At 72.8% G+C, this 17276-nt stretch carries 17 protein-coding genes; all 17 read left to right on the top strand.

Going from position 1 to position 17276, the window contains the following annotated elements:
- The first annotated feature begins 25 nt into the window (after positions 1 to 25).
- The 17 genes from AB0I72_RS04455 to der all read left to right on the top strand — a co-directional run bounded on the left by AB0I72_RS04455 (position 26) and on the right by der (position 17264).
- Complete coding sequence (locus AB0I72_RS04455; RefSeq protein ID WP_358562937.1) at positions 26 to 514, top strand: DUF3060 domain-containing protein; 489 nt, start codon at positions 26 to 28, stop codon at positions 512 to 514.
- Positions 515 to 758: 244 nt separating this feature from the next.
- Positions 759 to 1754 (top strand): GNAT family N-acetyltransferase, encoded by a 996-nt coding sequence (locus AB0I72_RS04450; protein WP_358562935.1) that lies wholly within the window; start codon positions 759 to 761, stop codon positions 1752 to 1754.
- A gap of 228 nt (positions 1755 to 1982) precedes the next feature.
- Positions 1983 to 2906 (top strand): hydroxymethylglutaryl-CoA lyase, encoded by a 924-nt coding sequence (locus AB0I72_RS04445; RefSeq protein WP_358562933.1) that lies wholly within the window; start codon positions 1983 to 1985, stop codon positions 2904 to 2906.
- 74 nt (positions 2907 to 2980) lie between these two features.
- Entirely contained in the window at positions 2981 to 3319 is a 339-nt protein-coding gene (locus AB0I72_RS04440; RefSeq protein ID WP_358562932.1) for a metalloregulator ArsR/SmtB family transcription factor, read from the top strand.
- The gene (locus AB0I72_RS04435; protein WP_358562930.1) at positions 3316 to 4110 is read left to right on the top strand and encodes a cation transporter; all 795 of its coding nucleotides are present in this window, start codon (positions 3316 to 3318) and stop codon (positions 4108 to 4110) included. The genes AB0I72_RS04440 and AB0I72_RS04435 overlap by 4 nt, the downstream gene beginning before the upstream one ends.
- Positions 4111 to 4407: 297 nt before the next feature.
- Positions 4408 to 6048, top strand: coding sequence for a CTP synthase (locus tag AB0I72_RS04430; RefSeq protein WP_358562928.1), 1641 nt, complete (start codon positions 4408 to 4410; stop codon positions 6046 to 6048).
- A gap of 96 nt (positions 6049 to 6144) precedes the next feature.
- Positions 6145 to 6804: an NUDIX hydrolase gene (locus AB0I72_RS04425; RefSeq protein WP_358562926.1), complete on the top strand. Its 660-nt coding sequence runs from the start codon at positions 6145 to 6147 to the stop codon at positions 6802 to 6804.
- Positions 6805 to 6806: 2 nt separating this feature from the next.
- Positions 6807 to 7829 carry a tyrosine recombinase gene (locus AB0I72_RS04420; protein ID WP_358562924.1) on the top strand — a complete coding sequence of 341 codons (1023 nt, stop codon included), beginning with the start codon at positions 6807 to 6809 and terminating at the stop codon, positions 7827 to 7829.
- Between the two features lie 198 nt (positions 7830 to 8027).
- Positions 8028 to 8984: a ParA family protein gene (locus AB0I72_RS04415; RefSeq protein ID WP_358562922.1), complete on the top strand. Its 957-nt coding sequence runs from the start codon at positions 8028 to 8030 to the stop codon at positions 8982 to 8984.
- Entirely contained in the window at positions 8957 to 9385 is a 429-nt protein-coding gene (locus tag AB0I72_RS04410) for a hypothetical protein (RefSeq protein ID WP_358562920.1), read from the top strand. Before AB0I72_RS04415 ends, AB0I72_RS04410 begins: the two co-directional genes overlap by 28 nt.
- 109 nt (positions 9386 to 9494) lie before the next feature.
- A complete protein-coding gene (locus AB0I72_RS04405) occupies positions 9495 to 10343 on the top strand; it encodes a ScpA family protein (RefSeq protein WP_358562919.1) in 849 nt (282 codons plus the stop codon).
- Complete coding sequence (gene scpB, locus AB0I72_RS04400; protein WP_358562917.1) at positions 10340 to 10933, top strand: SMC-Scp complex subunit ScpB; 594 nt, start codon at positions 10340 to 10342, stop codon at positions 10931 to 10933. The genes AB0I72_RS04405 and scpB overlap by 4 nt, the downstream gene beginning before the upstream one ends.
- Positions 10917 to 13202 carry a pseudouridine synthase gene (locus AB0I72_RS04395; protein ID WP_358562915.1) on the top strand — a complete coding sequence of 762 codons (2286 nt, stop codon included), beginning with the start codon at positions 10917 to 10919 and terminating at the stop codon, positions 13200 to 13202. Before scpB ends, AB0I72_RS04395 begins: the two co-directional genes overlap by 17 nt.
- Before the next feature lie 103 nt (positions 13203 to 13305).
- Positions 13306 to 13668, top strand: a complete 363-nt coding sequence (gene aroH, locus AB0I72_RS04390) for a chorismate mutase (protein ID WP_358562913.1) — start codon at positions 13306 to 13308, stop codon at positions 13666 to 13668.
- Between the two features lie 71 nt (positions 13669 to 13739).
- Positions 13740 to 14888, top strand: coding sequence for a prephenate dehydrogenase (locus AB0I72_RS04385; protein WP_358562912.1), 1149 nt, complete (start codon positions 13740 to 13742; stop codon positions 14886 to 14888).
- Positions 14889 to 14985: 97 nt separating this feature from the next.
- Positions 14986 to 15681 carry a (d)CMP kinase gene (gene cmk, locus AB0I72_RS04380; RefSeq protein ID WP_358562910.1) on the top strand — a complete coding sequence of 232 codons (696 nt, stop codon included), beginning with the start codon at positions 14986 to 14988 and terminating at the stop codon, positions 15679 to 15681.
- An 83-nt stretch (positions 15682 to 15764) separates the two neighbouring features.
- The gene (der, locus tag AB0I72_RS04375) at positions 15765 to 17264 is read left to right on the top strand and encodes a ribosome biogenesis GTPase Der (RefSeq protein ID WP_358562908.1); all 1500 of its coding nucleotides are present in this window, start codon (positions 15765 to 15767) and stop codon (positions 17262 to 17264) included.
- Positions 17265 to 17276: the final 12 nt, after the last annotated feature.

Here is a 17276-nt window from a genome sequence, read left to right as displayed (position 1 = left end):
CTTCGCGTGACATACCCTTGGGTCAATGTCGTACATACCGGCCTATCCGGTCGCGGGGGAGTCCATGAAGGTTCGGCTGTTGGCAACGACGGGTGTCCTCCTGATCGGCGCCTCCTCCCTGGTCGGCTGCGCTCAGGCCCGTGGCGGCTCGGCTCTGGTCGAACCCTCGCCCGACGCACAGCCCAGTCCGGTCAGCGACGAGGACACCCTGGTCGTGGCCGACGACGGGGCCGAGGTCCACCAGAACTGCGACGACCGTGAGATCGTGGTCACCGCCGACGACGCCGTCGTCGTCCTGGACGGTCCGTGCGGCCTGGTCAAGGCCTCCGGCCGGAACACCACCGTCGACGTGGGCTCGGCCGTCCGGATCGTGCTGGTGGGCGTGGACAACACGGTCTCCTTCGCCTCGGGCGATCCCGAGGTGATCAACCACGGGCGCAACACCTCGGTGGCCGAGGGCGGGGTGGCGAGCGCCGCACCGCTCCGTTCGAGCGACGTCGTGTCCTCGGATTGACCGCCCCGACACCCACGAGCGATCCTCGATCCGTTACGGTGGTGCGCGTCCGTGCCCGAGGAGAAGGCGGGCGCGGGCGACGGATCGGACGGGCACACCTACGCGGAGTGAATTCTCGGAGTCCGTTGCTCGTCCGACGCCCCCGGTCAGGGGGCTGGGCGGTACGGTCGACCAATCCCCGGGCCGGAAGGGCCGGGGCGGGCGGGGAGCGCTCCGGGCGAGAGACCCGCTAGGGGAGGGGTGGATGAGCGGTTATGTGGCGCGGGTACGGCACGACGAGTCGCCCGGAGGCGACCTCGGTCTGGACTCGCTGGTACGGTCCGTCACCCAGCGTTGGGCCGACGCCGACCCCCTGCTGCCCGAACCAGTCGGCTTCGCCCCCGGTTCCTCCCCGCTCGTGACGGTCAGCGACGAGGAGGGCAACACCGTCGCGGCCGGAAGCATGCACTACACCTGGTACCAGCCCGGTGAGGTCGGTCGGATCTGGGGCGTGCCCGACCAGCACTGGGTCACCCCCATCGTCGGCGGCCCCGATCCCGGCCGCGCACTGGACTCCCTCCTGACCAGTTGGCGCGACCATCTGGAGGAGCTGCCGACCGGCACCGGTTCGGAGTCGGCCGCGCTCGTGAGCTGGCCCGCCCGCGACGTGTGCGGCATCATCCCGCTCCAGCGGCACGGCCTCCAGCCCTACACGGTCCTGGCCGCCCGCCAGCGGCGCCGCGGGGTGCCCCCGTCGCTGCCGCCGCGCGACGTGACCATCCGTCTGGCCGACCGCAGCGACCTCACCCAGGTCGTGGCCCTCCTGATGGAGGAGCACCGCTACGAGCAGCACTTCGGCGGGGTGTTCCTCCAGCCGGACACCGCCGAGCAGACCCGCGAGGTCGCGGCGCGGGCCCTGAACCGGTCGCGTTCGTGGATCTGGCTGGCCGAACGGCGCGGCCGGGCGGTCGGCCTGTTGTGGGCGTCGCCGCCCGAGCGGTCCCGGTGGGCCAAGTCACTGGTGAACGCGCGTCCGATCGCGCACATCGGCTACGGGGTGGTGACCGCGGCCGAGCGCGGCAACGGGATCGGGACGGCCCTGGTCGGCCAGGCCCACCAGGCGCTGGACAGCCATGGCGTGGGCGTGTCCGTGCTCAACTACGCGGCGATGAACCCGCTGTCCGGTCCGTTCTGGCACCGGATGGGGTACCGCCCGGTGTGGACGACCTGGGAGGTCCGTCCCGCGCTGGCCCTGCGCTGACCGCCGCCGGGCGTGTTCCGTAGTGTGGGGTTAGGGCGTGTGCCGTGGATGCTGCCCGTCGCGAGCGGCGCATCCAGTGCGGCTGTCGCAAGGCCGAAGAAGGAGTCAGCCCGGGTTGGCTGTCGACTGATGAGAACGCAGCGAGAGTTGTGCTGGGGCGTCGCGCAGCAGGGTATGTGTCCGCGGCACACGCCCTAGGGACGCGACGGCGCGTGGAGAGGTGGACCGATGACCGTGGAGGAGCGTGCGCCCGGGGGCGCCGAGCACGTGGAGATCGTCGAGGTGGGCCCGCGTGACGGCCTCCAGAACGAGGACACGGTGCTCTCGGAGGAGGACCGGATCGAGCTGATCGACCGGGCGGTGGACGCCGGTGTGCGGCGGATCGAGGCGGTCAGTTTCGTCAACCCCGCACGGGTTCCGCAGATGGCGGGGGCCGAGGAGGTCATGGCGGGCGTGCGCCGGGCGCCGGGGGTCTCGCACATCGGTCTGGTGCTCAACCGGCGCGGTCTGGAGCGCGCGGTGGCCGCGAAGGTGTCCGAGGTCAACGTCGCGGTCCCCGCCACGGACGGGTTCTGCGTCCGCAACCAGGGGTGCACCGTCGACGAGATGCTCGACGCGCTGGCGGCCATCGACGCCGACCTGTCCGGGACCGGGATCGCGCTGAGCGTGACCGTCTCGACGGCGTTCGGCTGCCCCTTCGACGGTGAGGTCGCCCCGGAGCGGGTGGTGGAGGTGGTCCGGCGGATCGCCGACACGGGTGCGGTGGAGATCGCCCTGGCCGACACGATCGGGGTGGGCGTGCCGCGCCAGGTGACCGGGCTGCTGGACGCGGTGGGCCGGGTCGCGGGCGGGCGGACGCTGCGTTGCCACTTCCACAACACCCGCAACACCGGTTACGCGAACGCACTCGCGGCGGTCGACGCGGGCGTGCGGGTGCTCGACTCCAGTCTGGGCGGTTTCGGCGGTTGTCCGTTCGCTCCCGCGGCGACCGGCAACATCGCCACCGAGGACCTGCTCTACATGCTGCACCGCAGCGGGCTGCACACGGGCGTGGACCTGGCTGGGGCGGCGGCGCTGGGCGCGTGGATGGGTGAGCGCCTGGACAAGCGGCCGCCGGCCTATCTGGGGCGCGCGGGGGGTTTCCCGGCGTGAGGGCGGTTCCGGGACCCACCGGCGTCCAAAAGTTCAGGGTTTCCTGAATTCAAGAATCTGTGTACTCTGGAGGCATGCTGCGCATCGCCTCCGAGATCGACGCCATGGCCCGGTTCGGCCGCGCCCTGGCCGACCCCATCCGCTGCCGGGTCCTGCTCGCCCTGCGGGACGGCCCCGCCCACCCCGCCGAACTGGCCGAGGAGCTGGACATCGGTCGCACCCGGCTCTCCAACCACCTGGCCTGCCTGCGTGACTGCGGGCTGGTCGTCACCGTCCCCGTCGGCCGCCGGATCCGCTACGAACTCGCCGACCCCAGGCTCGCGCACGCCCTCGACGACCTGCGTACCGCCGTCATCGCCGTGGAGTCCGACCGCCTCTGCGACGGCGAGGACGAGGCGGGGTGCGACGCGTGACCGCCGACACCCCCGCCCGGGTCGACGGCGCCGTCGTCGACCCCCGCCGCCGCGCCGTCCTGACCCACCGGATCCGTCTCCTGGTCGGGGCGACCATCGCCTACAACCTCGTCGAGGCCGCCGTGGCGATCTCGGCCGGGCACGCCGCCTCCTCGGCCGCGCTCGTCGGCTTCGGCCTGGACTCCCTGGTGGAGGTCTCCTCCGCCGCCGCGGTCGCCTGGCAGTTCTCGGCCCGCGAGGAGTCGGTGCGCCGGGCCCGCGAGACCCGGGCCATGCGCGTCATCGCCGTCGCCTTCTTCGCGTTGGCCGCCTACGTCACCGTCGAGGCGGTGCGTTCCCTGCTCGGCGCGAACGAGGCCGAGCCGTCCACGGTGGGGATCGTGCTGGCGGCGCTGTCCGTGGTCGTCATGCCGGTCCTGTCGCTGGCCCAGCGCCGTGCCGGGCGCGCCCTGGGCTCGGCGACGGCCGTCGCCGACTCCAAACAGACGCTGCTGTGCGCCTACCTGTCGGCGGCCCTGCTCGTCGGACTCGTGCTCAACGCCGCCCTCGGATGGGCGTGGGTCGACCCGATCGTGGCGCTGCTCATCGCCGCCGTGGCGGTCAAGGAGGGCCGCGAGGCCTGGCGGGGGGACGCCTGCTGCGCTCCCACCGGACTGGCCGCGGCGGTCGGGCCCGCCGAGGGTACGGCGGGGGCCGCCCCCGGCGCCGACGGCGGCTCGCGCGGCGCCGACCCGCGCGGTGCGGACGAGGACGCGTGCGGCTGCGCGCCCGGGTGCTCCTGCTGCTCCTGAGGCCGTCGGGCGGCGACCGGGTGTGGTGTCGGTCGCCGCCCGACGGCGTGGTCGGCCGGCCCCGTGCCGGGAACGGCCGCCACGGCGCGGGTCTGGCGGATCCGACCAGGTCGCGGACGGAACACGGGCGCCGCGACCGGTGTTCGCAGGTGTAGGAGCACGGGGGGCCTGTTATCCTGGTGCCCCGTGGAGTCCGACGGACCTGGCGAGATTCGCTACCGCCCGGCACCGGACCACCGCACGGCCGCTCAGTTCGTCCGAGCCCGCCGTAGCCACTCAACCCACGGGAGCATCACTTTGGCAGCCGCCGCGAGTACCAAGCACATTTTCGTTACTGGCGGCGTCGCCTCCAGTCTTGGCAAGGGGCTCACCGCCTCCAGCCTGGGCCGACTCCTGAAGTCGCGGGGCCTGCGGGTCACCATGCAGAAGCTGGACCCCTACCTCAACGTCGACCCGGGGACCATGAACCCCTTCCAGCACGGTGAGGTCTTCGTCACCGACGACGGCGCCGAGACCGACCTCGACGTGGGCCACTACGAGCGGTTCCTCGACACCGAGCTGTCCGCCTCGGCCAACGTCACCACCGGCCAGATCTACTCCAGCGTCATCGCCAAGGAGCGCCAGGGCGCCTACCTCGGTGACACCGTGCAGGTCATCCCGCACATCACCAACGAGATCAAGTCGCGCATCTACGCGATGGACGCCCCCGACGTCGACATCGTCATCACCGAGATCGGCGGCACGGTCGGCGACATCGAGTCGCAGCCCTTCCTGGAGGCGGTCCGCCAGATCCGCCACGAGATCGGCCGGGACAACTGCTTCTTCCTCCACGTGTCCCTCATCCCGTTCCTCGGCCCGTCCGGCGAGATGAAGACCAAGCCCACCCAGCACTCCGTGGCCGCCCTGCGCAGCATCGGCATCCAGCCGGACGCGATCGTGTGCCGCTCGGACCGCCCGATCACGCAGAGCCTCAAGGCCAAGATCAGCCTCATGTGCGACGTGGACGAGGCCGGGGTCGTCTCCACCCCCGACGCCCCGTCGATCTACGACATCCCCAAGGTCCTGCACCGCGAGGGCCTGGACGCCTACGTCGTCCGCCGCCTCGGCATGCCCTTCCGCGACGTGGACTGGACCGAGTGGGACGAGCTGCTGCACCGCGTGCACCAGCCCGACCACGAGGTCACCATCGCCATGGTCGGCAAGTACATCGACCTGCCCGACGCCTACCTGTCCGTCAGCGAGGCGCTGCGCGCGGGCGGCTTCGCCACCAACACCCGGGTGAACATCCGCTGGGTGGCCAGCGACAACTGCGCCAGCCCCTCCGGCGCCGCCGCCGAGCTCGACGGCGCGGACGGCGTCCTCATCCCGGGCGGCTTCGGCGTGCGCGGCATCGAGGGCAAGCTCGGCGCCATCCGCTACGCCCGCGAGAACCGCGTGCCGCTGCTGGGCATCTGCCTGGGTCTGCAGGGTCTGGTCATCGAGTACGCGCGCAACGTGCTCGGCCTGGACGGCGCCAACAGCATCGAGTTCGACGACAAGGCCGCCGACCCGGTCATCGCGACCATGGCCGACCAGACCGACGTCGTGGCCGGCGAGCGCGACATGGGCGGCACGATGCGTCTGGGCCTGTACCCCGCCGACCTGGGCGAGGGCACCCTGGCGCGGGACCTGTACGACGGCGAGGAGCGGGTGTCCGAGCGGCACCGCCACCGCTTCGAGGTGAACAACGCCTACCGGCCCAAGCTGGAGGAGGCGGGCCTGGTGTTCTCGGGTCTGTCCCCCGATGGCAAGCTGGTGGAGTACGTCGAACTGCCCCGCGAGGCGCACCCGTTCTTCGTCGCGACGCAGGCGCACCCGGAGCTGCGCTCCCGTCCGACCAAGGCCCACCCGCTCTTCCGCGGCCTGATCTCGGCCGCCCTGGAGCACCGGGAGTCCTGACGCGGAGTCGGGGCGCGGTCCGCGGACGCCGCTCGTCGCGGGGTGTGCGTCCGCGGGCCACGCCCCAGCCGGGGCACGAGCCTGAGAGGCGAGCACATGGCCAGTGACACCCACCCGGCGCGCGCGGTCACGGGGGCGGACGCGAAGGTCGCGGACGCCCCCGCGTCGTGGCCGGTGGAACGGTCCGAGGAGCGCTTCCGCGGCCCCAAGTGCGGGATGCGCACGGACTGGGTGCGGATGCCCGGGGCCCACGGTGAGGGCACCGCCGTCGTGGCCCGCGACTACATGGAGCACCCGGGCGCCGCCGCCGTCGTGGCGCTGGACGGGGACGGGCGGGTGCGGCTCCAGCGCCAGTACCGTCACGCCGTGGGCCACACGATGTGGGAGCTGCCCGCCGGGATGATCGACGTGGCGGGGGAGGGGCCGCTGGCCACGGCCCGGCGCGAGCTGGTCGAGGAGGCCGGGCTGCGCGCCGAGGAGTGGTACGAGCTGCCCGACTTCTTCCCCACCCCCGGTTTCTCCGCCGAGCGGATCCACCTGTTCCTGGCGCGCGGTCTGTCGGAGGTGCCCGCGGAGGAGGTCGACTTCGTCCGCGAGCACGAGGAGACCGACCTGGCGGCCGAGTGGGTGCCGCTGGAGGAGGCCGTGCGGCTGGTCATGGACGGCGCCCTGCACAACGGCGCGACCGTGATCGGCGTCCTGGCCGTGCACGCGGCCGCGCGCGACGGTTTCGCCTCCCTGCGCCGCGCCCGCTGACCGTGGCCGACGACCTGGACGGCGCGGCGTCCCCCGCCCCCGGGGCGGCCGACCCGTTGGCGCGGGTGCGGACCGCCTTCCTGGACCACCTGGCCGCCGAGCGCGCGCTGGCGGACAACACCCTGCTGGCCTACCGGCGTGATCTGGCCCGCTACACCGCCCATCTGGTTGATCGGGGCGTGAGCGACCCCGCAGGGATCGGGAGCGGGCACGTCGCCGACTTCCTGCGGGTCCTGCACGCGGGCGACGACGACCATCCGCCGCTCAGCGCCGCCTCGGCCGGACGCGCGCTGGCCGCCGTGCGCGGGCTGCACCGGTTCGCCGTGCGCGAGGGGTGGACGGAGACCGATCCGGCGGCGGAGGTGGCCCCGCCCGCGCCGCCCATGCGGCTGCCCAAGGCGGTCTCCCTGGAGCGCGTGGAGCGCCTGCTGGCCGCCGCGGGTCCCGCGGAGGCCTCGGGGGCGGGTGACCGCGCGACGCTGCTGGCGCTGCGCGACCGCGCGCTGCTGGAGGTGCTGTACGGCACGGGCGCGCGGATCTCCGAGGCGGTGGGGCTGGACGTGGACGACGTCGGCGACGCCGTGGACGGGGACGACACGGTCGGCCTGGTGCGCTTCCGGGGCAAGGGCGGGCGGGAGCGGGTGGTTCCGCTCGGCTCGTACGCGCGCGGGGCGCTGGGCGCCTACCTGGTGCGGGCCAGGCCCGCTCTGGCGGCGTCGGCGCGGAGTGGCGGGGCCGGGCGAGGGGCCGGCCTCTTCCTGAACGCGCGCGGGGGCCGCCTGACCCGGCAGGGGGGCTGGGCGGTGCTCAGGGCCGTCGCCGACCGGGCGGGGGTCGAGGGTGTGTCCCCGCACACGTTGCGGCACTCCTTCGCCACGCACCTGTTGGACGGCGGCGCCGACATCCGGGTCGTGCAGGAGCTGCTGGGACACAGTTCGGTCACCACCACGCAGGTGTACACGCTGGTGACGGTGGACCGCCTGCGCGAGGTGTACGCGGCCAGCCACCCGAGGGCGCGCCGGTGACCGGGCTCCGAGGGGAGCGGGCGGGGGCGCGAACGCCCCTGATTCGCCGCGATCATGTTGAAGTGCGTCGTGTCGTCGTTCTAGAGTCGCCGCACAGAGGTACGTTGCTGTCGACATATTGAGTTTCCGACGGCGGCCGGGCGCGGGGGAGTCACCCTCCTCGCGGCCGTGGCCGGTCCGTGGGGGAGGTCAAGGGTTGTGAACTGGGAGAACGACGCGGCTGCGAGCACCGCACCCGTCGGCGGGCAGGACCCCGCCGACCCGGTGAGCAACCCCTGGGGGACGACACGCAACACGGGGGCGGAACTGCACACCAAGAGACCGGAGCACCAGTATCCGGTGCCGGAGCCGCTGGACGAACACGGCCCGGCACGAATCGTAGCACTGTGTAATCAGAAGGGTGGGGTCGGGAAGACCACCACCACCATCAACCTCGGGGCGGCCATCGCCGAGTACGGCAGGCGGGTGCTGCTGGTCGACTTCGACCCGCAGGGCGCGCTCTCGGTCGGCCTGGGCCGACTCGACCCGCGCGAGCTGGACCTGACCGTCTACAACCTGCTGATGCAGCGCGACGTGTCGGTCGAGGATGTCCTGCTCAAGACCGACATCGACGGCCTGGACCTCATCCCGAGCAACATCGACCTGTCCGCCGCCGAGGTCCAGCTGGTCGGCGAGGTCGCCCGCGAGCAGATGCTCGGCCGCGCGCTGCGCCCGGTGATCGACGACTACGACGTCGTGCTCATCGACTGCCAGCCGTCGCTGGGCCTGCTCACCGTCAACGCGCTCACCGCCGCCGACGGCGTCATCGTGCCGCTGGAGTGCGAGTTCTTCGCGCTGCGCGGTGTGGCGCTGCTCATGGACACCATCCAGAAGGTCCAGGAGCGCCTCAACGAGCGCCTGGTCATCGACGGCTTCCTCGGCACCATGTACGACCCGCGCACGCTGCACGCGCGCGAGGTGCTCTCCACCATCGTCGACGGGTTCGGCGACAAGGTCTACGGCACGGTCATCAACCGGACCGTGCGCTTCCCGGACGCCACCGTCGCGGGGGAGCCCATCACCAGGTTCGACTCCTCCTCGGCGGGCGCCAACGCCTACCGGGATCTGGCCAAGGAGGTGCTGGCGAGGTGGCCTCTCAGCGGTCACGGCGCGTGACCCTGCCCGGGGCGGACGAGCTGTTCTTCCGCCCCTCCGGCGTCGAACCGGAGCCGGAGTCGCCGCCGAGCGGTCGCCAGCGCACGGCATCGGAGCGCGAGGACCGCGACGACGCGGCCGAACGCGGAGCCGAGCGCAAGCGCGGTGCCTCACGGGGGACCGCGAAGGTGCGCCGCGCGCCCAAGCCGAGCGGCCGCCAGCGCCACGACGAGAAGATCACCGTGTACGTCTCCGGCGCCGAGCTCCTGGCGCTGGAGCAGACGCGACTGTCGCTGCGCGCCGAGCACGGGCTGTCGGCCGACCGCGGCCGCCTGGTCCGCGAGGCCGTCGCGGTGCTGCTCGCCGACTTCGAGGAGCACGGCTCGTCGAGCATGCTCGTGCGCAGGCTGAGCGAGGACTGAGCGTTCGACCCCGGCGTGGGGGAGCGCCGGACCGGTCGCGGGTGTCACCGGTGGGGTCTGGCCGGTGACACCCTTGTACGCATGAGTGAGACGACGTGGAGCCGCGCCCATGGCGGCTGATCAGGAGGCGCACCCGCCCCCGGAGGGGACCGGGGAGGGGGACCCGAACGCCTTCCAGGTGCACCTCGACAACTTCGAGGGCCCCTTCGACCTGCTGCTCGCGCTGATCTCCAAGCACAAGCTGGACATCACCGAGGTGGCGCTGTCGCGGGTCACCGACGAGTTCATCGCCCACATCCGTGAGCACGGCGAGGAGTGGGACCTGGACCAGGCCAGCAACTTCCTGCTGGTCGCCGCGACCCTGCTGGACCTGAAGGCGGCCCGGCTGCTGCCCCGGGGCGACGTCGAGGACGAGGCCGACCTGGCCCTGCTGGAGGCCCGGGACCTGCTGTTCGCGCGGTTGCTGCAGTACCGCGCCTACAAGGAGGTCGCGGCGGTCATGAGCGAGCGCATGGTGTCGCAGGGCCGACGGTACGCGCGGGCGGTGCCGCTGGAGGAGAGGTTCGCGTCGTTGCGGCCGGAGGTGCTCTTCCGGCTGGGCCCGCAGGAGTTCGCGGCGCTGGCCGGGCGGGTGTTCACGCCCAGGGAACCGCCGAGCGTGCCGGTCACGCACATCCACCAGACCAAGACGTCGGTCAAGGAGCAGGGCGAGCTCGTCGTGGCGGCCCTGCGCGAGCACGGGACGCTCACGTTCGCCGAGCTCACCGAGGGCTGTACCGGTACCTTCGAGGTCGTCGCGCGGTTCCTCGCCCTGCTGGAGCTGTACCGGGCCTCGAACGTGGGCTTCGACCAGCCCGAACCCCTGGGCGCGCTGACGGTGACGTGGACCGGCGGCGAGGGCGAGGTCCGGGTGGAGACCGACTACGACGACGCGGCGGACGAGGGGGAGAGGGAATGAGCGCGGAGCACACGGCCGGTGTGGGGGATGTCTCGGCGCCGCCCACGCTGCGCCGGGATCTCGAGGCGGTGCTCATGGTGGTGGACCAGCCGGTGTCCGAGTACGACCTGGCACGCGCCCTGGACCTGCCCGTGGAGGTGGTGGCCCGGACCCTGGAGGAGCTGTCCGGGGAATACACCGAGCAAGGGCGGGGTTTCGACCTTCGTTCGGTGGCCGAGGGGTGGCGTGTGTACACGCGGCCCGAGTGCGCCGACGTCGTCGAGCACTTCCTCAGGGAGGGGCAGGAGGTGCGGCTCACCCAGGCCGCCCTGGAGACGATGGCGGTCGTGGCCTACCGGCAGCCGGTCTCCCGTGGCAGGGTCTCCGCAGTGCGCGGTGTCAACTGCGACGGAGTTATGCGTACCCTCGTATTGAGGGGGTTGATCGAAGAGGCCGGGCATGATTCCGAGTCCGGCGCGCTGCTGTATCGGACCACCTCCTATTTCCTGGAACGACTGGGCCTGCGCGGCCTCGACGAGCTGCCTGATCTGGCGCCGTTCCTCCCCGACGACATCGAAGGTCTAGACGACACCGGTGAGCACACCCAATGAAAGTTCCCGCGGTGCGCGGGACGACGCCCCGCGCGGTGAGCGCGGCGACCACGACGACAACCGCCAGCGAGGCGGACGACGCCCCCACGACCGGGACCGCAGGGACCGGGACGATCGGGGCCACCGCGGCGGAGGCGACCGCTCCTTCCGACGCGACGACAGGGACCGCGGCGGGTACCGCGGTCGGGATGACCGACGCCCGTACGGCCGCGACGACCGCGACTCGCGGGGACCGCGCGGCGACCGGGGCGGCTTCGGCGGCCGGGACCGGCGTGATGAGCGCGGTGAGCGGCGTTCGTTCGGCCGTGACGACCACCGTTCGGGTGGCCCCCGGGGTGACCGTGAGCGGGGTGATTTCCGGGGCGGCCGTGATGACCGGGGTCATGGTGGTTTCCGGGGTTCCCGTGACGACCGTGACTCGCGGGGTCCGCGTGATGGTCGTGACGACCGGGGCCGTGGTGGCTTCCGCGGCGATCGTGACCAGGGTGGCTTCCGTGGATCGCGTGACGGCCGTGGTTTCGGTGACCGTGACCGGCGTGATGACCGGGGCGGTTTCGGTGGCCGTGACGACCGGCGTTCGGGCGGCTTCCGGGGTGACCGTGAGCGGGGTGACTTCCGGGGCGGCCGTGATGACCGGGGTCATGGTGGTTTCCGGGGTGAGCGGGACCAGAGCGGCTTCCGGGGTTCCCGTGACGACCGTGACTCGCGGGGTCCGCGTGACGGTCGTGACGACCGGGGCGGTTCCTTCGGCCGTGACGGTCGGGACTCCCGAGGTCCGCGCGGCGACCGGGGCGGTTTCGGTGGCCGTGACGACCACCGTTCGGGTGGTCCTCAGGGCGACCGTGAGCGGAGCGATTTCCGTGGGTCGCGTGACGGCCGTGGTTTCGGTGACCGTGACCGGCGTGATGACCGGGGCGGTTCCTCCGGCCATGACGGCCGGGATTCCCGGGGTTTCCGGGGTGACCGTGATCAGGGCGGTTTCCGGGGTTCTCGGGACGACCGGGGCGGCTTCGGCGGTCGGGATCGGCGTGATGACCGGGGCCGTGGCGGTTTCCGGGGTGACCGTGACCAGGGTGGCTTCCGTGGGTCGCGTGATGATCGGGGCTCGCGTGACGGTCGTGGTTTCGGTGACCGTGACGGTCGGGACTCCCGAGGTCCGCGCGGCGACGGGGGCGGCTTCGGCGGCCGGGACCGGCGTGATGACCAGGGCCGTGGTGGCTTCCGCAGTGATCGTGGCCAGCGGGATGACCGTGGTGGGTCCTTCGGCCGCGACGACCGGGGCCGTGGCGGTTTCCGCGGCTCGCGTGACGACCGCGGCTTCGGTGACCGCGACCGGAAGGACGCCCGCGGCGCTTCCTCCGGCCGCGACGGTCGGCGTCCTCAGGGAGGCTCCGAGGGCCGGGGCCCGGCGACGTCGGGCGGCGTCAAGAACGAGTCGCAGCTGTCCAAGGCCGCGCGCGAGCGGCTGGCGGCCCTGCGCGCCGACTACGACCCCAAGGACGAGGACCGTGCCGCCGAGGACCGCGACACCTACACCGACGTGCCCGGCGGCATCCGCCTCCAGAAGGCGCTCGCCGCGGCCGGTGTCGCCAGCCGCCGTGCCAGTGAGGAGATGATCGCGGCCGGTCGGGTCAGCGTCGACGGCCAGGTCGTCCGCCGGTTCGGGGCCCGGGTCGACCCCGAGTCCTCGGAGATCCGTGTCGACGGCATGCGCGTCGTCACGGCCCCCGACAAGCTGTACTTCGCGCTCAACAAGCCGCGCGGCGTGGTCAGCACCATGTGGGACCCCGAGGGCCGTCCGACCCTGGCCGACTACACCGGTCAGACCGACGAGCGGATCTTCCACGTGGGCCGGCTGGACACGGAGACCGAGGGTCTGATCCTGCTCACCAACGACGGTGAGCTCGCCAACCGGCTCACGCACCCGCGCTACAAGGTCGTCAAGACCTACATCGCCAAGGTTCCGGGCCCGGTCCCGCACAGCGTGATCCGGGAGATCCGCGGCGGTGTGGAGCTGGAGGACGGCCCGGTCGAGGTCGACTCCTTCCGGGTCGTCGACAACGACGCCCCCAAGGCCATGGTGGAGATCCGCCTGCACGAGGGGCGCAAGCACATCGTCCGCCGTCTGATGGAGGCCGTCGGCCACCCGGTCGCGGACCTGGCGCGCACCCAGGTCGGCCCGATCGACCTCAACGCCCTGAAGCTGGGCACGATGCGGGCGCTGACCTCGCGTGAGGTGAGCGAACTCTACGAGGCCGCCGGCCTGTAGATACAGTTGACGGCGGTCGCCGCCCCGGCTTTCGTTCCGGGCGGCGGCCGCCGTCTCCGTGTCCGGGGGCGGCCCCGGGTACGACGACGAGGCGGGAACGAACGTGGCGGTACGGGCCATCCGTGGTGCGGTGCAGGTCGACGCGGACGAACGCGAGCAGGTGGTGGAGGCCACGGCGGAGCTGGTCTCCGAGGTGATGCGGCGCAACGGGCTGGAGACCGACGACGTCATCAGCGTGCTGTTCACCGCCACGCCTGATCTGACCAGCGAGTTCCCGGCACTGGCGGCGCGTCGGATCGGCTTCTCCGACGTTCCGCTGATGTGCGCCGCCGAGATCGACGTGCCGCACGCCCTCCCGCGCGTGGTGCGGCTCATGGCCCACGTGGCGACCGACCGTCCGCGCTCGGAGATCCAGCACGTCTACCTGCGCGGGGCCCAGGCGCTGCGCCTGGACATCGCGCAGTAGACGTCGGGACGACCCCGGCGCCGGGGTCGTAGTCTGGGTTGAGGCGGGCATACGTGGAGGAGCGGGCGGACGTGGACGACAGCAGGGGTGCGGGCGGGACCGCCCGGCACCGGCCGGAGGTGCACCGTGTGACGGTGATCGGCACCGGCCTCATCGGGACGTCGATCGCGCTGGCCCTGCGCGCGCGCGACGTGGACGTCACCCTGTCCGACCCCGACGCCGCCTCCCTGCGCCTGGCCTGTGACCTGGGCGCGGGTCGGCCCCTGGCCGAGGCGGACGGGTGGCCCGCCGACGTCGCGGTGATCGCGGCTCCCCCCGCCGTCATCCCGACCGTCCTGCGCGACGCCCAGGACCGGGGGCTGGCGCACGTGTACACCGACGCCGCGAGCGTCAAGACGAGCGTGGTGGCCGGGGCGGACCGCCTCGGCTGCGACATGGCCACCTTCGTGCCGGGCCACCCCATGGGCGGACGTGAGAAGCACGGCCCCGGCGCCGCCCGCGCCGACCTCTTCCTGGGCCGGTGCTGGGCGCTGTGCCCCACCGGGAAGGCGGACGCCGAGACCGTCGCCACCGTCGCCGAGGTGGCGCGGCTGTGCGGCGCCGACCCCCTGGTGCTGGACGCCGCCGCGCACGACCGCGCCGTCGCCCTGGTGTCGCACGCCCCGCACGTGGCCTCCTCCGCGGTGGCCGCCCGCCTCCTGGACGCGGACGACACCGCCCTCACCCTGGCGGGGCAGGGTGTCCGCGACGTCACCCGGGTGGCCGGCGGCGACCCGGCCATGTGGACCGAGATCCTCACCCACAACGCCGCCCCGGTCGCCGAGGTCCTGGCGGACATGGCAGCCGATCTGGCCGCGACGGCGGACGCCCTCCGCGCGCTCGGCGGGGAGCCGGACGGTTCGGCCGAGGCGCCGCTCGCGCCGGTCCGCGACGTCCTGGCCCGGGGGTGCGGCGGCCAGGGGCGCATCCCGGGCAAGCACGGCGAGGTGCGGCGGCCCTCCTACACGGTGGTGCCGGTGGTCATCCCGGACGAGCCGGGGGCGCTGGGCCGCCTGTTCGCCGCCGCGGCGGAGGCGGGGGTCAACATCGAGGACGTGCGGATCGAGCACACACCGGGGCTGCCGTTGGGTGTGTGTCAGCTGTACGTGCTGCCCGAGGCGGAGGGCATGATCGCGCGGGCGCTGGCGGACGGCGGCTGGTCGGTCCATCCGGGCCTGTGATCCGGGTCCCCGGGGGGCGGCTGGCGTACCGGAGCGCGTTCGCGCGCGGGTACGCTGGGGCGTCGGCAGAAGTGAACGTACGCGGGAGTCAGGTCCAGTGAGCGCGCAGGGCAGCACCGAGGGCATCGTCATCGCGATCGACGGTCCCTCCGGGTCGGGCAAGTCGAGCACGTCGAAGGGCGTGGCCAAGGCGCGCGACCTCCGGTACCTCGACACGGGCGCCATGTACCGGGCGCTGACCTGGTGGATGCTGGAGAACGGTGTGGACGTGCACGACGCCGCCGCCGTGGCGGCGTCCGTGGAGCGTCCGGTGATCACGATGGGCACCGACCCGTCGGCCCCCACCGTGACCGTGGACGGCCGTGACGTGGCCGCCGAGATCCGCGGCAAGGACGTGACCGACAACGTCTCGGCCGTGTCCGCCGTCCCCGAGGCGCGCGACCTGCTGGTGCGCACCCAGCGGGAGATCATCGCCGCCGCCAGGGCCGAGAGCGCGGGCATCGTCGTGGAGGGCCGTGACATCACCACGGTCGTCGCGCCGGACGCCCCCGTCAAGCTCTTCCTGACCGCCAGCGCCGAGGCACGCGCCCATCGCCGCAGCAGGGAGGTCCGGACCGGCGACGTCGCCGGGACCCAGGCCGACCTGGCCCGGCGGGACCGGTTGGACTCCAGCCGGGCGCACTCGCCGCTGACGCGGACCGACTCGGCGACCGAGCTCGACACCACCGGGCTGACCCTGGACGAGGTCATCGCGCTGGTCGTCAAGCTCGTGGACGAGGCACGGGACCGGTAGGTCCGCCGACACCATCACACGGGCGCCGCGGGTGCCCGTGCCATCACGTCCGACACCGCGCCCTCGGGCCGGGTCGGGCGACCATGTCGAGTCCTCGCGGCACGCGTCCTGGGCGCGCGGGGACCCAGTACCGGGAGCAGCAGATGACAGACTTCGACGTCTCCGATGTCGGCTACGAGGGCGAGGAGGGCGTGGAGACCGCCCCCGCGCCCGTGGTCGCCGTGGTCGGCCGCCCCAACGTGGGCAAGTCCAGCCTCGTCAACCGGATCCTCGGCCGCCGTGAGGCCGTCGTGGAGGACGTTCCGGGCGTGACCCGCGACCGGGTCGCCTACGACGCCGAGTGGCAGAACACCAGGTTCACCCTGGTCGACACCGGCGGCTGGGAGACCAGCGTGAGCGGTCTGGCCGCCATGGTCGCCCGGCAGGCCGAGTACGCCGCGCAGACCGCCGACGTGATCCTGTTCGTCGTCGACGCGACCGTGGGCATCACCGACGCCGACGCCGCCGTCACACGGGTCCTGCGGAGCACCAAGCGCCCCGTCGTACTCGCCGCCAACAAGGTCGACGGCGGTATGCAGGAGGCGGACGCGCTGGCGCTGTGGAACCTGGGCGTCGGGGAGCCGTACCCGATCAGCGCCCTGCACGGGCGGGGCACCGGTGACCTGCTGGACGCGGTCGTGGCCGCCTTCCCCGAACGGCCCGAGGGCGAGTCCGAGAGCGACGCCGAGGGGGGCCCGCGCCGGATCGCGCTGCTGGGGCGCCCCAACGTCGGCAAGTCCAGCCTGCTCAACCGGCTGGCCGACGAGGACCGGGTGGTCGTGGACTCGGTGGCCGGGACCACGCGCGACGCGGTCGACGAACTGATCGAGCTCGGCGGCCAGACCTGGAAGTTCATCGACACCGCCGGTATCCGCCGCCGGTTCCGTGCCCTCCAGGGCGCCGACTACTACGCGACGATGCGCACCGGGACCGCGCTGGAGCGCGCCGAGGTCGCCGTCGTGCTGATGGACGTCAGCGAGCCCCTGGCCGAGCAGGACATCCGGGTGGTGGAGCAGGTCGTGGAGGCCGGGCGCGGCCTGGTGCTGGCGTTCAACAAGTGGGACGTCCTCGACGAGGAGCGCCGCGTCTACCTGGAGAAGGAGATCGACCGCCAGCTGTCGCGGGTCTCCTGGGCGCCGCGGGTGAACATCTCGGCCAAGACCGGTCGCCACATGGAGAAGCTGGTTCCCGCGATCGAGACGAGCCTGCGCGGCTGGGAGCAGCGGATCCCGACCGGCCAGCTGAACAACTGGCTCAAGGAGCTGGTGGCGGCCACCCCGCCGCCGGTGCGCGGCGGCAAGCAGCCCAAGATCCTGTTCGGGACCCAGGCGGGCGCGCGTCCGCCGCACTTCATCCTGTTCACGACCGGGTTCCTGGAGGACAACTACCGGCGCTTCATCGAGCGGCGCCTGCGCGAGGACTTCGGGTTCGAGGGCTCGCCGGTGCACATCAGCATGCGCATCCGCGAGAAGAAGAACGGTACGGCGGGGCGCGCCTCGAAGGGCAGCGTGCGTCCGGACCGCAAGCCGCGCGGTCGACGCTAGACCGCGTCCGCG

It is taken from the genome of Nocardiopsis sp. NPDC049922 (assembly GCF_040660275.1).
Taxonomy (GTDB): Bacteria; Actinomycetota; Actinomycetes; order Streptosporangiales; family Streptosporangiaceae; genus Nocardiopsis.
The sequence above is the reverse complement of the archived record's forward strand: the minus strand, read 5'-3'. Positions and strand labels throughout refer to the sequence as shown.